Below are 17,785 nucleotides of genomic sequence, written 5' to 3' on the forward strand. Positions count from 1 at the left end.
GCCTCGAGACATGCACGCGATCGTCCCCCCGTATCTGCTCGCCCGCATCGCCGCGACCGACGAACCGCATCTGGCACGCGCCGCCGGCGCCGCGAAGGCGACGCTCGCGATGCCGCGGCCCGCAGACCTCCGCGCCGCCCGGCCGCAGCGCGCGACGCTCGACCTGTCCGTGGACGGCGGGACGCTCGTCGCGGAGGCGACTCCGGCACCGGATCGCACGATCTACGACGCCCAGGGCACCCAGAACCTTCCCGGCGCGAAGGTGCGCGGGGAGGACGACCCCGCGGTGAAGGATGCGACGGTGAACCAGGCCTTCGACAGCCTCGGCGACACCTTCCGGTTCTACTGGGACGCGTATCGCCGCGACTCGATCGACGGCGCCGGCGAGGCGCTCCTGGCCACAGTTCACTACGGCCAGGACTACGACAACGCCTTCTGGAACGGCGAGCAGATGGTGTTCGGCGACGGCGACGGCCAGGTGTTCGCCGGCTTCACAGGCTCGCTGTCGGTCATCGCGCACGAGCTCACCCACGGCGTCACCCAGGCCTCCGGTGGGCTGGACTACCGCGATCAGCCCGGTGCGCTCAACGAGTCGATCTCCGACGTCTTCGGCGTGCTCGCCGAGCAGTACGCGAAGGGACAGACGGCCGACCAGGCCTCGTGGCTCGTGGGCGCAGGCATCTTCACTCCTCGGGTGAAGGGAAGGGCCCTCCGCTCGCTGAAGGCACCCGGGACCGCGTACGACGACCCCGTGCTCGGCAAGGACCCCCAGCCGGCCACCATGAGCGGTTACGTCGATACGGCCGACGACAACGGCGGGGTCCACATCAACTCGGGCATACCCAATCACGCGTTCTACCTCGCCGCGACGGCGATCGGCGGCAACGCCTGGGAGCGCGCCGGGCTCGTCTGGTACAAGACGCTGACCGCCGGCTCGCTCGCGGCCTCGACGACGTTCGCGCAGTTCGCCGCGGCCACCACCGCGACGGCGGTCGCGGAGTACGGTGAGGACTCGAAGGAGGCCGACGCGGTCCGCAGCGCGTGGACGACCGTCGGTGTGACCAGTGCCAACGTCGCGATCCACAGATGACGCGAGCGTCACGATCGCGGTGATCCGCAGCGGCGGCATCGCAGGGATGCGCCGCGCCTGGCGCGCGCAGCCGTCACCGGCCGACGCGCCCCGCTGGGTCGCGCTCATCGACGAGTGCCCCTGGGACGATCCGGCTCCCGACCCGATCGGAGCGGATCAGTTCACGTGGCGGATCGTCGCGCGGCGCGAGACGCCGGACTCGGCGGTCGCCGAGGAGCGCACGACGTCGCTGCCCGAGCACGGGCTCCAAGGCCCCTGGCTCGCCCTCGTTGATGAGGTGCGCACCAGGGGCCTTGCGGTGTCGCCCGATGAGCTCGGCTGAGCTGCGGCGGCGTCGGACCGAGCGGAGCCCGGCTCAGTCGACCGGGTGGTTCGAGCGGATGACCCGCTCCGGGTCGTAGGCGCGCTTGACCGCCCGCAGGCGCTCGAGGCCGTCGTCCCACATCTCGTCGGCGGCCCGGGAGCTCTCGACGAAGTTGATGTAGCTCTGCGCCGCCCGCCACGGCGCGAGTGCCGTCAGGACGCGAGCCAGCGACGCGTGCACGGCGGCCGCGGCCTGCGGGTGCGGAGCGATGCCCACGGCGAAGGCGGCGAACTCGGCGTCCAAGGCCGCGACCGCACCGCCGTCCGCGGGTGCACGATCCGGCGCGAGCGCACCGCCGAGGTGGCGCAGCTCCATCGAGAGCAGCGCCGTTCCGGAGCCGGCCCCCGTCGCTTCGATCAGCGCGGCCAGGGCATCGGCATCCACCGTCTCCAGCAGCATGCCGTCGCCCATCCCGGGTACCGGTCCCGGAGGATCCATGTGGAGGAGGTGCAGATCGGTCATCGGCGTCTCGCGGAACGTGTCGATCTCCGGAGCGAGTGCGCGCAGCGGGGCGAGGAGCACCGCTGTGAGATCGGCGTCGAGCAGCGAGACGGCTTCGATCGCAACGAGCGAGCGGCCGGCCAGGTGCGGCGGCAGCTCGGGCATCGGCGGCAGGTGCAGGATGCGCCCGACCGACGTGATCTCGTCGGGGACGCTCCGCGTCCACTGCCGCCACGCCGCGAGCACGGTCTCGGCGCGCTCGGCGGGCCACAGCAGAGCACCCGCCTGAACGCTCGTGATCGGGAACAGCCGCAGGTGGATCGCCGTGACGACGGCGAAGTCGCCGCCGCCGCCGCGCAGCGCCCAGAAGAGCTCGGCGTCGTGGTCGGCGTCGACCGTGCGGCACTCGCCGTCGGCGGTCACCACTTCGAAGGCGAGGACGTGATTGGCGGCGAGTCCCTTCGTGCGGGCGAGCCAGCTGAGGCCTCCGCCGAGGACGTAGCCTGCGACGCCGACGTCGGCGGAGGAACCGGCGAGCGCGGCGAGGCCGGCGCGGGCCGCGGGCTCGACGACCTCGCCCCAGACGGCGCCCGCCTCGACCCGGGCGCGGCGGTTCTCGGCGTCGATCGCGACGGCGCGCATCGCGGAGGTGCGCAGCAGGATCGTGTCGTGGAGCGAGGTGCTTGCGAGCGGAGCGGCGTTGTGGCCCGTCGTCTGGGCGGCGACCCGCAGACCGAGGTCGGCGGCGGCGCGCACGATCGCGGCGACGTCTGCCGCGGTCTGCGGAAAGGCGACGGCGGCAGGCTGCTGGTCGACCGCGAGGTTCCACGCCTGGCGGGCGTCGTCCCAGGTGTCGTCGCCGGGCACCACGATCGATCCGGAGAGATCTCCGGCGAGCTCCCGCAGAGCCGGGGCGGGCAGGGTGAGGGTCATATCGGACATGTCGGTTCCTTGATGCTGGGGCGCGTCGCGCCGCCGGAGCACGCGGCGCGGGGTGCGTCGCGGCGGGCGGGCGCAGCAGGCGCGCGCTCCAGGCCCGGTGATCAGGAGCGGGTGCGCGGCATCCTGATACCGAATATCCCCATGTATTTTAGGAAGGCCCGCGATCGGTGTCAGCGGGCGAAGAGCCGGTTCTTCTTCTCGGGCTTCAGGCTCTTCTGCAGGTAGATCGTGCCGAGCCACCGTCCGAACTTGAAGCCCACCCGACCCATGCGGCCGACTTCGACGAAGCCGAGCTTCTCGTGCAGGGCGATGGATGACTCCGCCCCCTTGTCGCTGATGACGGCGACGATCTCGCGCAGGCCCTTCTTGCGGCAGGCCTCGATGAGCCCCTCCAGCAGCGCACGCCCGAGTCCCTTCCCGGACGCGGCCTGCCCGAGGTAGATCGAGTCCTCGACGGTGTACCGGTACGCGGTCTTGCCCGCCCACGGCTGCACGAGGGCGTAGCCGAGTACCTGTCCCGAGGGGGACTCCGCGACGAGGAACGGCAGCCCGAGCTTCGTCAGGTGGGCGAACTTCTCGCGCCACTGCGCGACGGTCCAGCGCTTCTCGTCGAACGTCACGACCGAGTTCGTGACGTAGTAGTTGTAGATCTCGCGGATGTCCGGGATGTCGCGTTCCTCGGCGGGGCGGATGCTGAACGAGAACGGCGCCTCGGCGACGGGCACGGGGCGCAACCGGGTGGGAAGGCGACGCCGATCCTTCTCGTATTCCTCCTCGAGCATGAGCGCCAGCCTACGTCAGCGTCGTTACGCCGTGATTTCGGGAAGCCGCCAGTCGACGGGCTCCGCGCCCTGGCGCTCGAGAAGGGCATTCGCACGGGAAAACGGGCGCGAGCCGAAGAACCCGCGACTCGCCGACAGCGGCGAGGGATGCGCCGACTCGATAGACGGCGTGTCGCCGAGCAGCGGCCGCAGGTTCGACGCATCCCGCCCCCAGAGGATCGCGACGAGCGGGCGGTCGCGCGCCACGAGCGTGCGGATCGCGTGCTCGGTGACCCTCTCCCAACCCCAGCCGCGATGGGATGCGGGCATCCCCGGCGCGACCGTGAGCACCCGGTTGAGCAGCATGACGCCCTGGTCGCTCCACGCCGACAGATCGCCGTGGGCGGCACGCGGGATGCCGAGGTCGGACTCGAGCTCGGTGTAGATGTTCGAGAGGCTGCGCGGCAGCGGCCGGACGTGGGCGTCGACGGCGAACGACAGGCCGATCGGGTGCCCCGGTGTCGGGTACGGATCCTGCCCCATGATCAGCACCTTCACGTCGTCCAGCGGACGGCCGAACGCGCGCAGCACGCGGTCTCCCGCGGGCAGATAGTCGCGACCCGCCGCGACCTCCGCACGCAGGCGGTCGCCGAGCGCGGCGATGTCGGGGGCGACGGGCTCGAGCGCAGCGGCCCAGCCCGTGTCGATCAGCCCCGCGTCGGCGAGCTCGGGCAGCGTCTTCGCCATCAGGCCGACGCTCCCCGCGCCCCCTCCACGACGTGTGGCCCGGCGGCCCCGGCGTCCTCCTCGACGACCGAGCCCTGCGCCGACCACGGGAAGTCGATCCAGAGGTCGGTGGACTTGTGCGAGTAGTCCGGCTCGATGATCGTCGACGGCTTCGTGTAGATCGTCACCGACCGCACGTCGGCGCCCTTCTCGCGCAGCAGCCGGACGGCGAGCTCGAGCGTGCGGCCGCTGTCCGCCACGTCGTCGACGAGCAGCACGCGGCGGCCGTCGAGGTAGTTCATGTCGAGCTCGGGGGGCAGCACCTCCGGTGCGTCGAGCACGGTGCCGATGCCCGTGTAGAACTCGACGTTGATCGCACCGCAGTTCTTCGCGCCGAGGCCGTAGGCGATGGCGCCGGCGGGGAGCAGTCCGCCCCGCGCGATCGCGACCACGACGTCGGGCTGGAAACCGTCGGAGACGATCGCCCGTGAGATCGCGCGAGTCGCCGCGCCGAATCCGTCCCAGGTGAGGACTTCCCGCTCCTGCGTCATGCCGTGCCGCCCATCGTGCTCACCAGGACGCCCTGCTCGGACGCCGTCACCTTCCAGACGCTGCCCGCGCCGGCCACGCGCAGCGCGCCGCCGCCGACGATGAGCGCCGTGTTCTCGTCGATCCCGACACCCGCCTCCACGAGTCCCGCCTCGACTGCACCCACCAGCCGCGACAGGGCGCCCCACTGCGCGAGATGCACGTCGACGGAGACGTCGACGAGGCCGATGCCCGGAAGGACGGTGACCTCCTCGAGGTCCTCGGCGGCGTCCTCGGGGCAGACCGGCACTCCCCCGATCAGCCAGCCGCCCACGAGTGCAGCGGTCGCGGCGATCGCGGAGCCCGCCGAGAAGCCGAGGTAGGGCACACCGTCGCCGACGAGGTCGCGGATCGTGTCGAACTGCGGCTCGAGCGCATCGCGGTACGCCGGCGTGAGCCCGCCGCCGATGATGATGCCGTCGACGTCGGCGAACGCGTCGTGCGAGACGCGCGCGCCCTCCGGCATGACCGTCACCCACGGGTCGATCTCGCCCGCGGGCTCGATGGCCGAGAGCAGCTTCGCCGCGTGATCCGCGCCGTCCTCGCGGATGGCCACCACTGCCACGCGCGGAATCTCACGACCGGCCGCGCGGCCGCGCTCGATGGCCTCGGACACGAACGCCGCGTACGCGCGGCCATCCGGCTCGTCCTGCCAGCCGCCTCCGACCAGGTGGATCCCCACGCGTCAGCCCCTCACCCGCAGCGGACCGCGCGCGAGCAGGTGCGCGGCGGACTGCGCCACCGGGCGGATCGTCACGAGATCGAGATTGACATGCCCCGGCGCGTTGAGGGCGTAGGCGATGACGTCGGCGACATCATCCGCGCTCAGCGGGTTGTCGACACCGTCATAGACCTTGGATGCCGCGTGCTCGTCGCCGTGCAGCCGGTTGAGCGCGAACTCCTGCGTGCGGACCATGCCCGGCGCGATCTCCACGACGCGGATCGGCTCGCCGTTCAGCTCGAGGCGCAGCGCATGCGCCAGCATCCCCTCCCCCGCCTTCGCGGCGTTGTAGCCCGCACCGCCCGGATACGCGGTCTGCGCGGCCGTCGAGGTGACGAACAGCACGTCGGCGTGCGGCACGCCGCGGGAGTCGGGATCGGATGCCGCGTCCCGCAGCTGCGGCAGCAGGGCCGCCGTGAGGCGCTGCACGGAGAGCACGTTGGCCTCGAACATCCATCGCCAGTCCTCGGGGTCCCCGTCCTCGACTCGCTCGGTGCCGCGAGCGCCGCCGGCGACGTGCACGACCGCGTGAACGAGGCCGGACGCGCGCAGCCACGCGGCGAGGGCGTCGATGTCGCTCTGCTGCGTGAGGTCGGCCGCGAAGGCGGCAGCGCCGATCTCCTGCTCGAGGGCGGCGAGGCGGTCGGCCCGGCGCGCGACCGCGACCACATCCCACCCGCTCGCCCGCAGCGCCCGAGCGGTCGCCTCTCCTATCCCCGAGCTGGCTCCCGTGACAACAGCGCGTCTCGTCATGCCCCTACGCTACCGGCCGCGTCACGGGCCCCGGTTACGCAACATTTCCCGCTCGTTGTCGACATCGCGCGGCATCCGTACTGTTCGTAATGACCCGATCAGACCACAGGAGTTCGCACATGTCCGCTACCGAGAACTGGCGCTTCGAGACGAAGCAGATCCACACCGGCGCCCAGCCCGACCCCGTCACCAAGGCGCGTGCCACGCCGATCTACCAGACGACGTCGTACGTGTTCGACAACGCCGACCACGCAGCGAACCTGTTCGCGCTGGCCGAGTTCGGCAACATCTACACGCGCATCCAGAACCCCACGCAGGATGTCGTCGAGCAGCGCGTCGCCGCGCTCGAGGGCGGCACCGGCGCTCTGCTGGTCGCGAGCGGCCAGGCGGCCGAGACCTTCGCGATCCTGAACATCGCCGAGGCCGGCGACCACTTCGTGTCGTCGAGCTCGATCTACGGCGGCACATACAACCTCTTCAAGTACACGCTGGGCAAGCTCGGCATCGAGGTCACGTTCGTCGAGAACCAGGACGACCCCGAGGAGTGGCGCCGTGCGGTGCGCCCGAACACGAAGCTCTTCTTCGCCGAGACGATCGGCAACCCGCAGATCAACGTGCTCGACATCCGCGCCGTCGCCGACGTCGCGCACGAGGCCGGCGTGCCGCTCATCGTGGACAACACGATCGCGACGCCGTACCTCATCCGTCCGTTCGAGCACGGCGCTGACATCGTGGTGCACTCGGCGACGAAGTTCCTCGGAGGCCACGGCACGGTCATCGGCGGCGTGATCGTCGACGGCGGCACGTTCGCCTGGTCGAAGAACGTCGAGAAGTTCCCCGGCCTCACCGAGCCCGACCCCTCGTACCACGGCGCCTCGTACACGACCGCGGTCGGCGACGGACTCGCCTACATCATCAAGGCGCGCGTGCAGCTGCTGCGCGACCTCGGGGCCGCGATCTCGCCGAACAGCGCGTGGCTGCTCATCCAGGGCATCGAAACCCTCTCGCTGCGCGTCGAGCGTCATGTGCAGAACGCGCAGGAGATCGCCGAGTGGCTCGAGAACCACGACGACGTCGCGTCGGTCAATTACTCCGGCCTTCCCTCGTCGCCCTGGTACGCGGCCGCGAACCGTTACGCCCCCAAGGGCGTCGGCGCCGTGCTGTCGTTCGAGCTCAAGGGCGGTGTCGAGGCGGGCCGCGAGTTCGTCAACTCGCTGACCCTCTTCAGCCACCTCGCCAACATCGGCGACGTGCGCTCGCTCGTCATCCACCCGGCATCGACGACCCACTCGCAGCTCACGCCCGAGCAGCAGCTCACGACCGGCGTGACGCCGGGTCTCGTGCGCCTGTCGGTCGGCCTCGAGAACGTCGAGGACCTCAAGGCGGACCTCGACCAGGCCCTCGCCGCGGCGCGTCGCCTGTCGGAGGCCGCTCGCGCGTAGCCCGCTTCGACGACGGATGCCTCGCACCCTTGGGTGCGAGGCATCCGTCGTCTGATCTACGCGCCGCGGATGCCCGCCTTCTCGCTGACGCGGAACGCGGTGGCCGCCAGGACGTAGAAGGCGATGTCGGCGACGACCTTGCCGGCGATGAGGCCCCCGGCGACATGCGGCAGCAGTTGCACGCCGATGGTCAGCGCGACGGGCCGCACGAGGAATGTGTCGAGCAGCTCGGCGGGCCCGAATTCGACGAGCATCAGGCCGAGGACGCGGATCAGGATGCCGAGCCGCCCGCGGTCCGGGAACGCCCCGCGCTGCTCGGCCCACACCGCGATGCCGGCGACGGCATAGAACCCGATGCCCTCGGCGAACGCCGCCGTGACGCCCACGAGCCAGACGGGCGCCCCGAGCGCCGAGACCGCGATGCCGGCGATGACCATCGTGAGCGTGCCGGCGATCTCGGGCGGCGCATAGCGTTTGACCCAGAACCAGAGGGCCCGGATGCGCCGGCGCCGCGCCACGAGGACGGCAAGAGTCTCCTGCACGTCCTGTTCGACGGCTTCCGCAGTTTCCATACCGAACGGAGCGTCGAAGCCGTCCGGGTGATACTCCGGGGTCTCGATCAATGCCGGCCCGCTCGCCCGGGAATGCCCGGCGGCAGGGGGACACTCTTGCTAGCGTGGTGCCACCCGATTGCAGAATGCAATCAGTGGCCGTATCGAGGAATCGTGGTGTCATGAGTACGGTGCTGGCGGATGTGTCGGTCTCCCTCGACGGATTCGCCGCGGGGCCGGCGGTCAGCATGCGGCACCCGATGGGCATCGGCGGCGAGCGGCTCCACGAGTGGCTCTCGCGCTCGTCCGAGGATCCGGTGGATGCCGACATCGCGCGCGCAATGGCGGAATCCGTCGGCGCGGTGGTCCTCGGCCGCACCACCTACGAGGTCGGCAGGGACCACTGGGACGGCACTCCGTTCCCGGCGCCGACGTTCGTGGTGACCCACCGGCCGCAGGACGACATCGTGACCGATACCGGGGTCTTCCACTTCGTGGGCGGCATCGATGAGGCCGTCCATCGGGCTCGCGAAGCGGCCGGCGGCCGGGATGTCGCGGTGATGGGCGCCGCCGTGACCCAGCAGGTGATCGCGGCCGGCCTCCTGGACGAGCTGCACCTGCACGTCGTCCCGGTCATCCTCGGCGACGGGGTCCGTCTCCTCGACGGATTCGGAGCCGAACACATCGAGCTCGAGCCGCTGCAGGTCCTCTCCTCCGAGCGGGTCACGCACCTCCGCTACCGCGTGAGCACCTGACAGACCTGTAACAGACCGGGGCGTGACGCACCCATCCGGGAGAATGGACGGATGGGCCGGCGGACCTCCACCGTCGCCCGCAGGGCGACGATCGACGCCGCCACGACTGGGAAGTAGGACACACCGATGGACTGGCAGACCTCCGAAGACACGGTGCCCTCTGCGCCCGTCACGGAGGCCGATGCGCGCTCGCTTCTCGGGCGGCCCCCGGCGAGCGGCGCCTGGCGCGACGGCGACCCGGTCGGGGATCGCAGGTTCGCGACGTTCCGCGAGTTCCGCACCGAGGGCGGCCGGGAGCTGCCGGTGTTCCGCATCGCCTACGAGACGTGGGGCGAGCTCAACGACGCCGGCGACAACGCCATCCTCGTGCTGCACGCCCTGACCGGCGACAGCCACGTGCGCGGGGCCGCCGGCCCCGGGCACTCCACGAGCGGCTGGTGGGACGACATCGTCGGCCCGGGCGGCCCCATCGACACCGATCAGTGGTTCGTCGTCGCGCCGAACATGCTCGGTGGATGCCAGGGCTCCACCGGTCCCGCGAGCATCGGCCCGACCGGCACCGAGTGGGGCGCCCGCTTCCCCTACCTCACCACGCGCGACCAGGTCGCGGCGCAGGAGCACCTCGCCGACGCGCTCGGCATCCGGACGTGGGCCGCGGTCATCGGCGGATCGATGGGCGGGATGCACGCGCTCGAGTGGGCGGCGACCTTCCCTGACCGCGTGGCTCGCGTCGGCATCCTGGCCGCACCCCCGGTCAACACGGCCGACCAGATCGCGCTCAACTCGGTACAGCTGGAGGCGATCCAGATCGACCCGCGGTTCCAGGGCGGCGACTACTACGATGCCGGCGACGGCGACGGTCCCCATCGCGGGCTCGCGCTCGCCCGCCGCATGGCCCTTCTCAACTACCGCAGCCCGGCCGAGCTCAACCTGCGCTTCCAGCGCTCCTGGCAGTCGGGCGTGAGCCCGCTCGGGCACGGCGGGCGTTTCGCCGTCGAGTCGTACCTCGACTTCCACGGCAACAAATTCACGCGGCGCTTCGACGCGAACAGCTACATCACGCTCGTCGAGGCGATGAACGCGCACGACGTCGGCCGCGGCCGCGGGGGCGTGGAGGAGGCGCTCGCATCCATCACGGCGACCGCCCTCGTCCTCGGCATCGACAGCGACCGCCTCTTCCCGATCGACGGGCAGCACCGCATCGCGCGCTCCATCCCGAACACTCTGGACGGCGACACGGCCGTCGTGATATCGAGCGACTTCGGCCACGACGGCTTCCTCATCGAGACCGCCGTCGTGGGCATGCACCTGCGCCGGCTCCTCGACACGCCGGTCTGACGCGTCAGTTCGTGCGGGTGTAGACCCAGGGCAGCGTGCCGAGCTCCAGGCGATGGCGGGCGCCCGGGGCCGCAGCATCCCCTGAATACTCCGTGTCGTCCTGCCACAGCAGCAGCGGACCCGACTGTCCGCGGCGAGCCGCGGTCGTGAAGCGCTCGAACCGCACGTCGGCGACCAGCGCGGCGAAGTCCGGCGCATCCGCGACCGCGGTGAGCGTCACCCAGGTCGGAGGGTAGAGCGTCGCCGCTCCGCTCGCATGCCGCTCGAGCAGGTCACGCGGACGCACCCACTCGGCTCCGACGACCTCGCCCTCGGCCAGCACGAGGTCGCCCGCGGGGTCCTGGGCGAGGAAGAACCACGTGCGGATGCGCGGCTTCGCCCCCGCCGGCGGATCCCACAGCGAGAGCGTCGCGGCCGGCTCGATGAGCAGGCCGGTCTCCTCGAGCGTCTCGCGGGCGGCAGCGCGGCGCGCGACGTCCTCCTCGGTTGCGTCTCCCGACAGTTCCGCGTGATCGGATGCCTCGACCTTCCCGCCCGGGAACACCCAGGCGCTCGCAAACGAGCCCTTGTCCGGCCGCTGGATGAGCAGCACCTCGATACCGGCGTCCCCGTCGCGCACCACGAGCGCGGTGCCCGCGACGGGCAGATCCCGATCGTCCGCGTCGCCGGTCGCCGACGCATCCACGAGGTCACGCAGCGCACGGTCGAGGGGCGTATCCGGCATCCCCTCAGCGTATGCCCGCGCGCTGCCGGCGACGCCGCCTCAGCGCGCGCCCACAGGCGCCGCGGCGCGGCGTCGCTCGAGGCCGAGGCTCGTCAGCGCGATCGCCAGCCCGGCCACGGCGAGCCCCGCTCCGACCCAGGCGGGAGCGGTGAAGCCCCAGCCGATCGCGATGACGATGCCGCCGAGGAACGCGCCCAGGGCGTTGCCGATGTTCAGCGCCGAATGGTTGAGGGCCGCCGCGATGGACTGGTTGTCCTGCGCGACATCCATCAGCCGGGTCTGGATGGTGGGGCCCAGGGTCGACGCGACGGCGCCGACGGCGAAGACGAAGACCGCGAGGACGAAGATCCACTGCGCGGTGAGCGCGAGGACGACGAGCACCGCGGCCAGCCCCACGAGGCCGACCAGCAGCGTGCGCGCGAGGTCGACGTCGGCCAGGCGACCGCCGACCAGGTTTCCCACCGTCATCCCGAGGCCCATGATCACGAGAACGATCGGAACCGCCCACGTGGGGGCGCCGGCGACCTCGGTGACGAGCGGAGCGACATAGCTGTAGACGGCGAAGAAGCCGCCGAACCCGATCGCGCCGATGCCGAGTGCCAGCCACACCTGCCCGATGCGGAACACCCCCAGCTCTTTCCGGAGCGTGCGATCGGGGCTGCCCTCGTGCTCGGGCACCCAGAACGCGATGGCGACGGTCGCGACGGCGAAGATCCCGGCCACGACCATGAACGCCGCGCGCCACCCGAGCTGCTGGCCGAGGAACGTGCCGAGCGGCACGCCCACGACGTTCGCGACCGTGAGACCCGTGAGCACGAACGCGACGCCTCTCGCGCGCTTGCCCGGACCGAGCACGTCGGCGGCCACGAGAGCCCCGATGCCGAAGTACGCGCCGTGCGGCAGGCCGGCGAGGAAGCGCGAGACGGCCACGAGTTCGAAGTTCGGCGCGAGGAACGTGAGGGCGTTGAACACCGTGAGCGCGACGGCGAGGCCGAACATGACGCGCTGCCGCGGGAAGCGGGCCACCGCACCGGCGATGGTGGGCGCGCCGACGACGACGCCGAGCGCGTACAGCGAGATGAGCCAGCCGGCCTGCGCGATGCCGGTCTCAGGGCTGGATGCCCATTGCCCGGGCAGGAGGGCCTGGGCGATGTTCGGCAGCAGACCCATGACGACGAACTCCGTCATGCCGATGCCGAAGCTGCCGATCGCGAGGGCGAGCAGCGCGCGCGAGGCGGCGCCGCGAGACGCGGTGGCGGAGGTCATGCGCTCAGGCTACCGCCGACGAGGCCTTCGCGTCGAATCGATTCGATGGGAGATTCCGACGACATGACGCACGGCGATGTGCGGGCCGCGGGTCAGAGGTCGATGTCGTCCGCCGGCGTGTCGACCGCGTCGTCGGCCGTCGCCTCCAGCGCGGCCTCGAGCCGCTCCACCTTGGCGTCGAGCTCGCCGACGTACCCGGGCCGGATGTCTGCCTTCAGCACGAGCGACACGCGGGAGCCGAAGGCGCCGACCGCATCGGTCGCGCGCTTGACGACGTCGAAGACGTCATCCCACTCCCCCTCGATCTCGGTGAACATCGACGTGGTGCGGTGCGGCAGACCGGACTCGCGGACGATCCGCACGGCGGTGGCGACGGCGTCATGGACGGAACCGTCGGCGCGGCCCGTTCCGCTCGGGGCGACAGAGAAGGCGACCAGCATCCTTCAACGCTAGCGCGCGGCGACCGCCCGCGGCTCTCGCGCCCGTCCCGGCACGGGAACCGCGACGAGTCGCACGACCGTCCACACCAGCAGTGCGACCTCCAGCACGCTGCGGAGCGTCAGGATCGCCTCGGCGAAGGCCTGCGCCTCCAGCACCTGCTCGTAGAAGATCGGGTATTCGAGGAGCGTGACGAAGGCCAGCACGAGGCCCAGCGTTGCGGGACCCGCCCAGCGTCGCCGGTCGATGACGAGGCCGATGACGAGCGGCGCGGCGATCCACGTCACGTACTGAGGAGAGCCCACCTTGTTGAAGACGATGAAGGCGAGGACGAGCCCGAGCGCGAGCGGCGGGAAGAGCGCGTGGAACGATGCGCGGTGCCAGGCCTTGTACGCGCCGATGACGGCCAGCGTGAGCACGGCGATCGCGAGGAGGGGCGTCATGAAGGCGGCGACGACGTCCTCACCCGGGCCGTGCACGTTGAAGGTGTTGAGCGGGGCGTCGTAGAAGATCCAGGAGCCCGGGAGGCCCGCGACGGCCTGCCAGACGTACACCGTCGCGACGGGCGCCTCCAGCTGGAGGCCCCGGCCGGTCTGGTCGCCGATGAAGTTGAAGGCGTAGCGGCCGCCGCCGGCGATCACGACGCTGACAAGGGTCAGAGCCGATACGACGAGGGCACCGCCGAGCACCGCCAGCCGGCGGCGGATGGCGATGATCGCCGCGGCGATGAGCGCGGCAGGCCACACTTTCATCCAGGTGGCGACGGCGAGCAGGATGCTTCCGAGCCACGGCCGCCCGACGAGCCACAGGCAGCCGGCGATCGAGAGCGGCACGGTGACGCCGTCGAGGCGGTACATCCCGATCGGACCCAGCAGGGCGATGAAGCTCAGCCAGAACCACGCGCCGACGTTGCGTCCGACCGAGCGGCCGCGTCCGACGAGCATCCAGAACGCCAGCGCGTTCGCGCACGTCACGAGCACCGCCCACGCGACGGTGTAGCTGCCTGTCATCCACACGAACCCGTGCGCGAGGACCATCGGGATGAGTGCGAGCTGCGGATACACCCACGGTTCGGTGATGCCCACGATGCCGTGGCCGGTGATCGCGGCCGTGGACCAGGGCAGGTACACCTTGTAGACGTCGCCCATCGGCTCGGTCGGCAGCAGGAATCCGAGCAGCGCCACCCCGACATGGACGATCACAAAGGCGACCCACAGCACGGCTCGTCTCGACACGAGCACCAATCCTAGGGGGCGTGCGCCGACGGCCACTGAACGCATGTCACGCGCCTGTCGTGAGTCTCACTCCGAGCGGGGCAGCGATCCGACGACCAAGGCCACGGCGCGGGGAAGCCAGGATGCGACATCCATCGCGGTCACCGGGCCGCCCCGCGGCGCCATCTGGCCGGCGCACATCTCGGCGGCCTGGGCGTGCAGCCACACGCCGGCCGCGGCGTGGCGGGCGAGGGATGCGGCATCCTGCGACGGCGGTCCGCCGGCGACGACCGCCCCGATCGTCCCCGCGAGGACGTCGCCCGCACCCGCGGTGGCGAGCCACGGCGGGGCGATGTCGACCCGCGTCGCCCAGCCTCCGGGCTCCGCGATCACGGTGACCGCACCCTTCAGCACGACGACGGCGCCGAGGACGGTCGCGGTCTCCAGCGCCGATGCCGTGCGCGCCTCATCCGATGCCTCGACCTCCGGCAGGCCGAGGCGCGCGCGCAGGCGCGCGTGCTCGCCGTCGTGCGGCGTCAGGATCCACGGACCTCCGCCGCGATGAACCAGATCGAGCGCCCCGGCGTCGACGACGACGGGCTCGGGACCTCCCAGGATGCCGCGCAGCGCCTCGGTCTCGTCGTCGCCGCGGGTCTCGGCGGACGTGCCCGATCCGATGACCCACGCCTGCACACGCCCGACGCCGACGACCGTCTCGGGCCGCTGCTGCAGCACCAGGTCGGTCGCCCGCTCCGGGCCGACGTATCGCACCATGCCCGCGCCCGCCCGCGAGGCAGCCTCGACGCCGAGGACGGCGGCACCCGGATACGCCTCGGAGCCGGTGCGCATTCCGACGACGCCGCGGGTGTACTTGTCATCGTGGGCCGTCGGCATCCGCACGATCCGGGCCGTATCGGCGAGCGTCCACTCCATCGACTCAGGCTACGCCGGGTCCTGCGTAACGGTCCGGGGCCTCACCGCCGACCGCCGCGGCGCGTGGCATCCTCCACCTCGCCGACGAGCTCTTCGATCACGTCCTCGAGGAAGAGCACCGCCGTCGTCGCGCCGGCCGCATCGCGCACCTCGCCGAGGTGGCGACCCGCATCCCTCATCGCCGCCAGCGCATCCTCGAGGTCCGTCGCCTCCTGCAGCGGCACCATCAGATGGATGCGGTCGGCCTCGATCGGCCGCATCGCGACGGTGTCGGCGTCGGGGCCTTCCGAGGCGCGGAGCACGTCCTTCAGATGCACGTATCCCACCGGTGCACCGGCGTCGTCGACGATCACGTAGCGCGAGAAGCCGTGCTTGGCCACGGCGCGCTCGATCTCGTCCGGCGTGGTCGTGACGGGCATCGTGACGAGCGAGCGGACGGGCACCGCGATGTCCTTCACCTTCTTGTCGGTGAACTCCACTACGGCCGCGACTGTTCCGGCGGCGTCATCGAGGACGCCCTCGGCGCGGGAGTGCTCGACGATCGTGGCGACCTCCTCGAGCGTGAAGGTGGAGTTCGCCTCGGCCTTCGGCTCGACGCCGAACAGCCGCACCACGTGGTTGGCCGTCCAGTTCAGCGCCACGATCACGGGCCGGAACACCACGGAGACCCACACGAGCGGGGTCGCCAGGATCAGCACCGCGCGATCGGGCATCGAGAAAGCGAGGTTCTTCGGCACCATCTCGCCGAAGACGACGTGCAGGTAGCTCACGAGCACCAGCGCGACGGCGAAGCCGATCGCATCCACTGCCGCCACCGACAGGCCGGTGACCCCCAGCGGGCCGGCGAGCAGGTGATGGATGGCGGGCTCGGAGACGTTCAGGATGACGAGCGAGCAGATCGTGATGCCGAGCTGGCTCGTCGCCAGCATGAGGGTCGCGTGCTCCATGGCGTACAGCGCCGTCTTCGCCGAGCGCGACCCGCGCTCGGCGCGCGGCTCGATCTGCGAGCGCCGCGCCGAGACCACGGCGAACTCCGCGCCGACGAAGAATCCGTTGGCGATCAGCAGCACCACGAGCCAGGCGATCCCCGCCCAATCGCTCATCGGTCGCCTCCGTCCTCGGCCCCGGCGGGCGCGGGGGTGAACTGCACCCGCTCGACCCGCCGGCCGTCCATGCGGATGACCTTGAGCGTCCCGGCGTCGGTCTCGACCTCGTCGCCGACCATCGGGATGCGCTCGAGCACGCTCATCAGGAACCCGCCGACGGTGTCGTAGACGTCGCCCTCGGGCACGCGCACGCCTGCGCGGTCCTGCAGCTCGTCGGGCCGGAGATCGCCGGGGAACGTCAGCGAGTCCTCACCGCGCACCACGCCCGCGCTCCGACGGTCGTGCTCGTCGAGCACCTCGCCCACGATCTCCTCGACGAGGTCCTCGAGCGTGACGATGCCCGCGGTTCCGCCGTACTCGTCGACCACGACGGCCATCTGATAGCCACGCGCCCGCAGCTCGGAGATCACCGCATCCAGGTGCACCGCCTCGGGCACGCGCAGCGGCTCGGTCGCGAGCGCCGCTGCGGGCACATCCGAGCGCCGCTCGCGCGGCACGCTGACCGCGGCCTTCAGGTGGACGATGCCGATGATGTCGTCCATCGACTCGCCGAAGACGGGGAACCGGCTGTGGCCGGTGCGGCGCGCGAGCTGCACGACGTCGTCGGCCGACTCCTCGGCCTGCAGGGCGTGCACGCTCGGCCGGGGGGTCATCACATCCGCCGTCGTCAGACGGGCGAAGGTCAACGAGCGGTCGAGGAGAGATGCGGTGTCTTCCTCCAGCAACCCGGCACTCGCGGAGCGGCGCACGAGGCTCGAGAGCTCCTCGGCGGTGCGGGCGCCCGAGAGCTCCTCCTTCGGCTCGAAGCCGATCGCGCGCAGGATGCCGTTCGCGCTGCCGTTGAGGAGCGAGACGGCGGGCTTGAACACCGTCGTGAAGCCGACCTGGAAGGGCATGACGAGCTTCGCCGTGCCGCGCGGCAGCGCGAGCGCGAAGTTCTTCGGCACGAGCTCGCCGAGGATCATCGACAGGATCGTCGCGACCGCGATGCCGATGAACACCGAGAGGGGTGTGGCGGCGGCCTGGAGGCCTGCCCCCGCCAGCAGCGGCCGGACGAGGCTCGAGATGGCCGGCTCCATCGTGTAACCGGCGAGCAGCGTCGTCAGGGTGATGCCCAGCTGCGCGCTCGACAGCTGCGTCGACGTGGACTTCAGCGCGCGGATCGTCAGCGCGAGCCGCGTCTCGCCGCGGGCCTGGCGAGCCTCGAGGTCGGCGCGGTCGAGCGTGATGAGGGAGAACTCGCTGGCGACGAACAGGCCCGTGCCGACTGTCAGGAGCAGCCCCACGCCCAGCATGACGTAGTCCGTCACGCATCACCCCCCGGATCGGAGGCGGGTCGGTGGGGCGGGCGTCTGCAACTCGGCGGGTCGTCCATCGTGCGATTCATTCTACGGGAGGGTGGATGCCGGGCCCCGGTCGCTCCGGCGCTCCTTCGCGGGTCGCGCTGCTCCTTTGCCCTCGCGTTGCTCCTGCGCCCTCGCGCTGCTCCTTTGCCCTTGCGCTGCTTCGCGGGTCGCGCTGCTCCTTTGCCTTTGCGCTGCTTCGCGGGTCGCGCTGCTCCTTGGTGCACCCGCGCCAGGAATGTTCTGCCGCGGTTGCACTCAAGAGCAGCGCGTGGAGCTTCCTGCAGCG

At 71.3% G+C, this 17,785-nt stretch carries 19 protein-coding genes; 5 read left to right on the plus strand and 14 right to left on the minus strand.

Annotation, left to right across the window (positions count from 1 at the left end; all coding sequences use genetic code 11):
- Nucleotides 1-10 precede the first annotated feature (10 nt).
- Entirely contained in the window at nt 11-1,090 is a 1,080-nt protein-coding gene (locus AC0NZN_RS05630; protein WP_474591299.1) for a M4 family metallopeptidase, read from the plus strand.
- Nucleotides 1,065-1,412: a protealysin inhibitor emfourin gene (locus AC0NZN_RS05635; protein ID WP_474591300.1), complete on the plus strand. Its 348-nt coding sequence runs from the start codon at nt 1,065-1,067 to the stop codon at nt 1,410-1,412. Before AC0NZN_RS05630 ends, AC0NZN_RS05635 begins: the two co-directional genes overlap by 26 nt.
- A gap of 33 nt (nt 1,413-1,445) precedes the next feature.
- On the opposite strand, the gene AC0NZN_RS05640 is transcribed toward AC0NZN_RS05635, so the two are convergent.
- From AC0NZN_RS05640 to AC0NZN_RS05665, 6 genes are all read right to left on the minus strand, one after another.
- The gene (locus tag AC0NZN_RS05640) at nt 1,446-2,837 is read right to left on the minus strand and encodes an FAD-binding oxidoreductase (protein WP_474591301.1); all 1,392 of its coding nucleotides are present in this window, start codon (nt 2,835-2,837) and stop codon (nt 1,446-1,448) included.
- A 170-nt stretch (nt 2,838-3,007) separates the two neighbouring features.
- Nucleotides 3,008-3,619: an N-acetyltransferase family protein gene (locus tag AC0NZN_RS05645; RefSeq protein ID WP_474591302.1), complete on the minus strand. Its 612-nt coding sequence runs from the start codon at nt 3,617-3,619 to the stop codon at nt 3,008-3,010.
- Between the two features lie 24 nt (nt 3,620-3,643).
- Nucleotides 3,644-4,345, minus strand: a complete 702-nt coding sequence (locus AC0NZN_RS05650; RefSeq protein WP_474591303.1) for a uracil-DNA glycosylase — start codon at nt 4,343-4,345, stop codon at nt 3,644-3,646.
- A complete protein-coding gene (locus tag AC0NZN_RS05655) occupies nt 4,345-4,875 on the minus strand; it encodes a phosphoribosyltransferase (protein WP_474591304.1) in 531 nt (176 codons plus the stop codon). Before AC0NZN_RS05655 ends, AC0NZN_RS05650 begins: the two co-directional genes overlap by 1 nt.
- Entirely contained in the window at nt 4,872-5,594 is a 723-nt protein-coding gene (locus tag AC0NZN_RS05660) for a type 1 glutamine amidotransferase family protein (RefSeq protein WP_474591305.1), read from the minus strand. Before AC0NZN_RS05660 ends, AC0NZN_RS05655 begins: the two co-directional genes overlap by 4 nt.
- Nucleotides 5,595-5,597: 3 nt before the next feature.
- Nucleotides 5,598-6,386: an SDR family oxidoreductase gene (locus AC0NZN_RS05665; RefSeq protein WP_474591306.1), complete on the minus strand. Its 789-nt coding sequence runs from the start codon at nt 6,384-6,386 to the stop codon at nt 5,598-5,600.
- An 89-nt stretch (nt 6,387-6,475) separates the two neighbouring features.
- On the opposite strand from AC0NZN_RS05665, the gene AC0NZN_RS05670 reads away from it, so the two are divergent.
- The gene (locus AC0NZN_RS05670; RefSeq protein WP_474591307.1) at nt 6,476-7,828 is read left to right on the plus strand and encodes a bifunctional o-acetylhomoserine/o-acetylserine sulfhydrylase; all 1,353 of its coding nucleotides are present in this window, start codon (nt 6,476-6,478) and stop codon (nt 7,826-7,828) included.
- A 56-nt stretch (nt 7,829-7,884) separates the two neighbouring features.
- On the opposite strand, the gene AC0NZN_RS05675 is transcribed toward AC0NZN_RS05670, so the two are convergent.
- On the minus strand, nt 7,885-8,400 hold the full coding sequence (locus AC0NZN_RS05675) for a hypothetical protein (protein WP_474591308.1): 516 nt from the start codon (nt 8,398-8,400) through the stop codon (nt 7,885-7,887).
- Nucleotides 8,401-8,561: 161 nt separating this feature from the next.
- On the opposite strand from AC0NZN_RS05675, the gene AC0NZN_RS05680 reads away from it, so the two are divergent.
- Together AC0NZN_RS05680 and metX are read left to right on the plus strand one after the other, a co-directional pair.
- The gene (locus tag AC0NZN_RS05680; RefSeq protein WP_474591309.1) at nt 8,562-9,134 is read left to right on the plus strand and encodes a dihydrofolate reductase family protein; all 573 of its coding nucleotides are present in this window, start codon (nt 8,562-8,564) and stop codon (nt 9,132-9,134) included.
- A 126-nt stretch (nt 9,135-9,260) separates the two neighbouring features.
- Complete coding sequence (gene metX, locus AC0NZN_RS05685) at nt 9,261-10,472, plus strand: homoserine O-acetyltransferase MetX (protein ID WP_474591310.1); 1,212 nt, start codon at nt 9,261-9,263, stop codon at nt 10,470-10,472.
- Nucleotides 10,473-10,476: 4 nt separating this feature from the next.
- Here metX and AC0NZN_RS05690 read toward each other — a convergent pair whose 3' ends face one another.
- The 7 genes from AC0NZN_RS05690 to AC0NZN_RS05720 all read right to left on the minus strand — a co-directional run bounded on the left by AC0NZN_RS05690 (nt 10,477) and on the right by AC0NZN_RS05720 (nt 17,448).
- Nucleotides 10,477-11,196 carry an NUDIX hydrolase gene (locus tag AC0NZN_RS05690; RefSeq protein WP_474591311.1) on the minus strand — a complete coding sequence of 240 codons (720 nt, stop codon included), beginning with the start codon at nt 11,194-11,196 and terminating at the stop codon, nt 10,477-10,479.
- 39 nt (nt 11,197-11,235) lie between these two features.
- Nucleotides 11,236-12,462, minus strand: a complete 1,227-nt coding sequence (locus AC0NZN_RS05695; protein ID WP_474591312.1) for an MFS transporter — start codon at nt 12,460-12,462, stop codon at nt 11,236-11,238.
- A gap of 92 nt (nt 12,463-12,554) precedes the next feature.
- Nucleotides 12,555-12,902 (minus strand): thiamine-binding protein, encoded by a 348-nt coding sequence (locus tag AC0NZN_RS05700; RefSeq protein WP_474591313.1) that lies wholly within the window; start codon nt 12,900-12,902, stop codon nt 12,555-12,557.
- A gap of 9 nt (nt 12,903-12,911) precedes the next feature.
- On the minus strand, nt 12,912-14,135 hold the full coding sequence (locus AC0NZN_RS05705) for a hypothetical protein (protein WP_474591314.1): 1,224 nt from the start codon (nt 14,133-14,135) through the stop codon (nt 12,912-12,914).
- A 66-nt stretch (nt 14,136-14,201) separates the two neighbouring features.
- Nucleotides 14,202-15,047 (minus strand): ADP-dependent NAD(P)H-hydrate dehydratase, encoded by an 846-nt coding sequence (locus tag AC0NZN_RS05710; protein ID WP_474591315.1) that lies wholly within the window; start codon nt 15,045-15,047, stop codon nt 14,202-14,204.
- A 41-nt stretch (nt 15,048-15,088) separates the two neighbouring features.
- A complete protein-coding gene (locus AC0NZN_RS05715) occupies nt 15,089-16,150 on the minus strand; it encodes a hemolysin family protein (protein WP_474591316.1) in 1,062 nt (353 codons plus the stop codon).
- The gene (locus AC0NZN_RS05720) at nt 16,147-17,448 is read right to left on the minus strand and encodes a hemolysin family protein (RefSeq protein ID WP_474591610.1); all 1,302 of its coding nucleotides are present in this window, start codon (nt 17,446-17,448) and stop codon (nt 16,147-16,149) included. Before AC0NZN_RS05720 ends, AC0NZN_RS05715 begins: the two co-directional genes overlap by 4 nt.
- Between the last annotated feature and the right edge of the window lie 337 nt (nt 17,449-17,785).

Source organism: Microbacterium sp. sgz311019, from assembly GCF_056135325.1.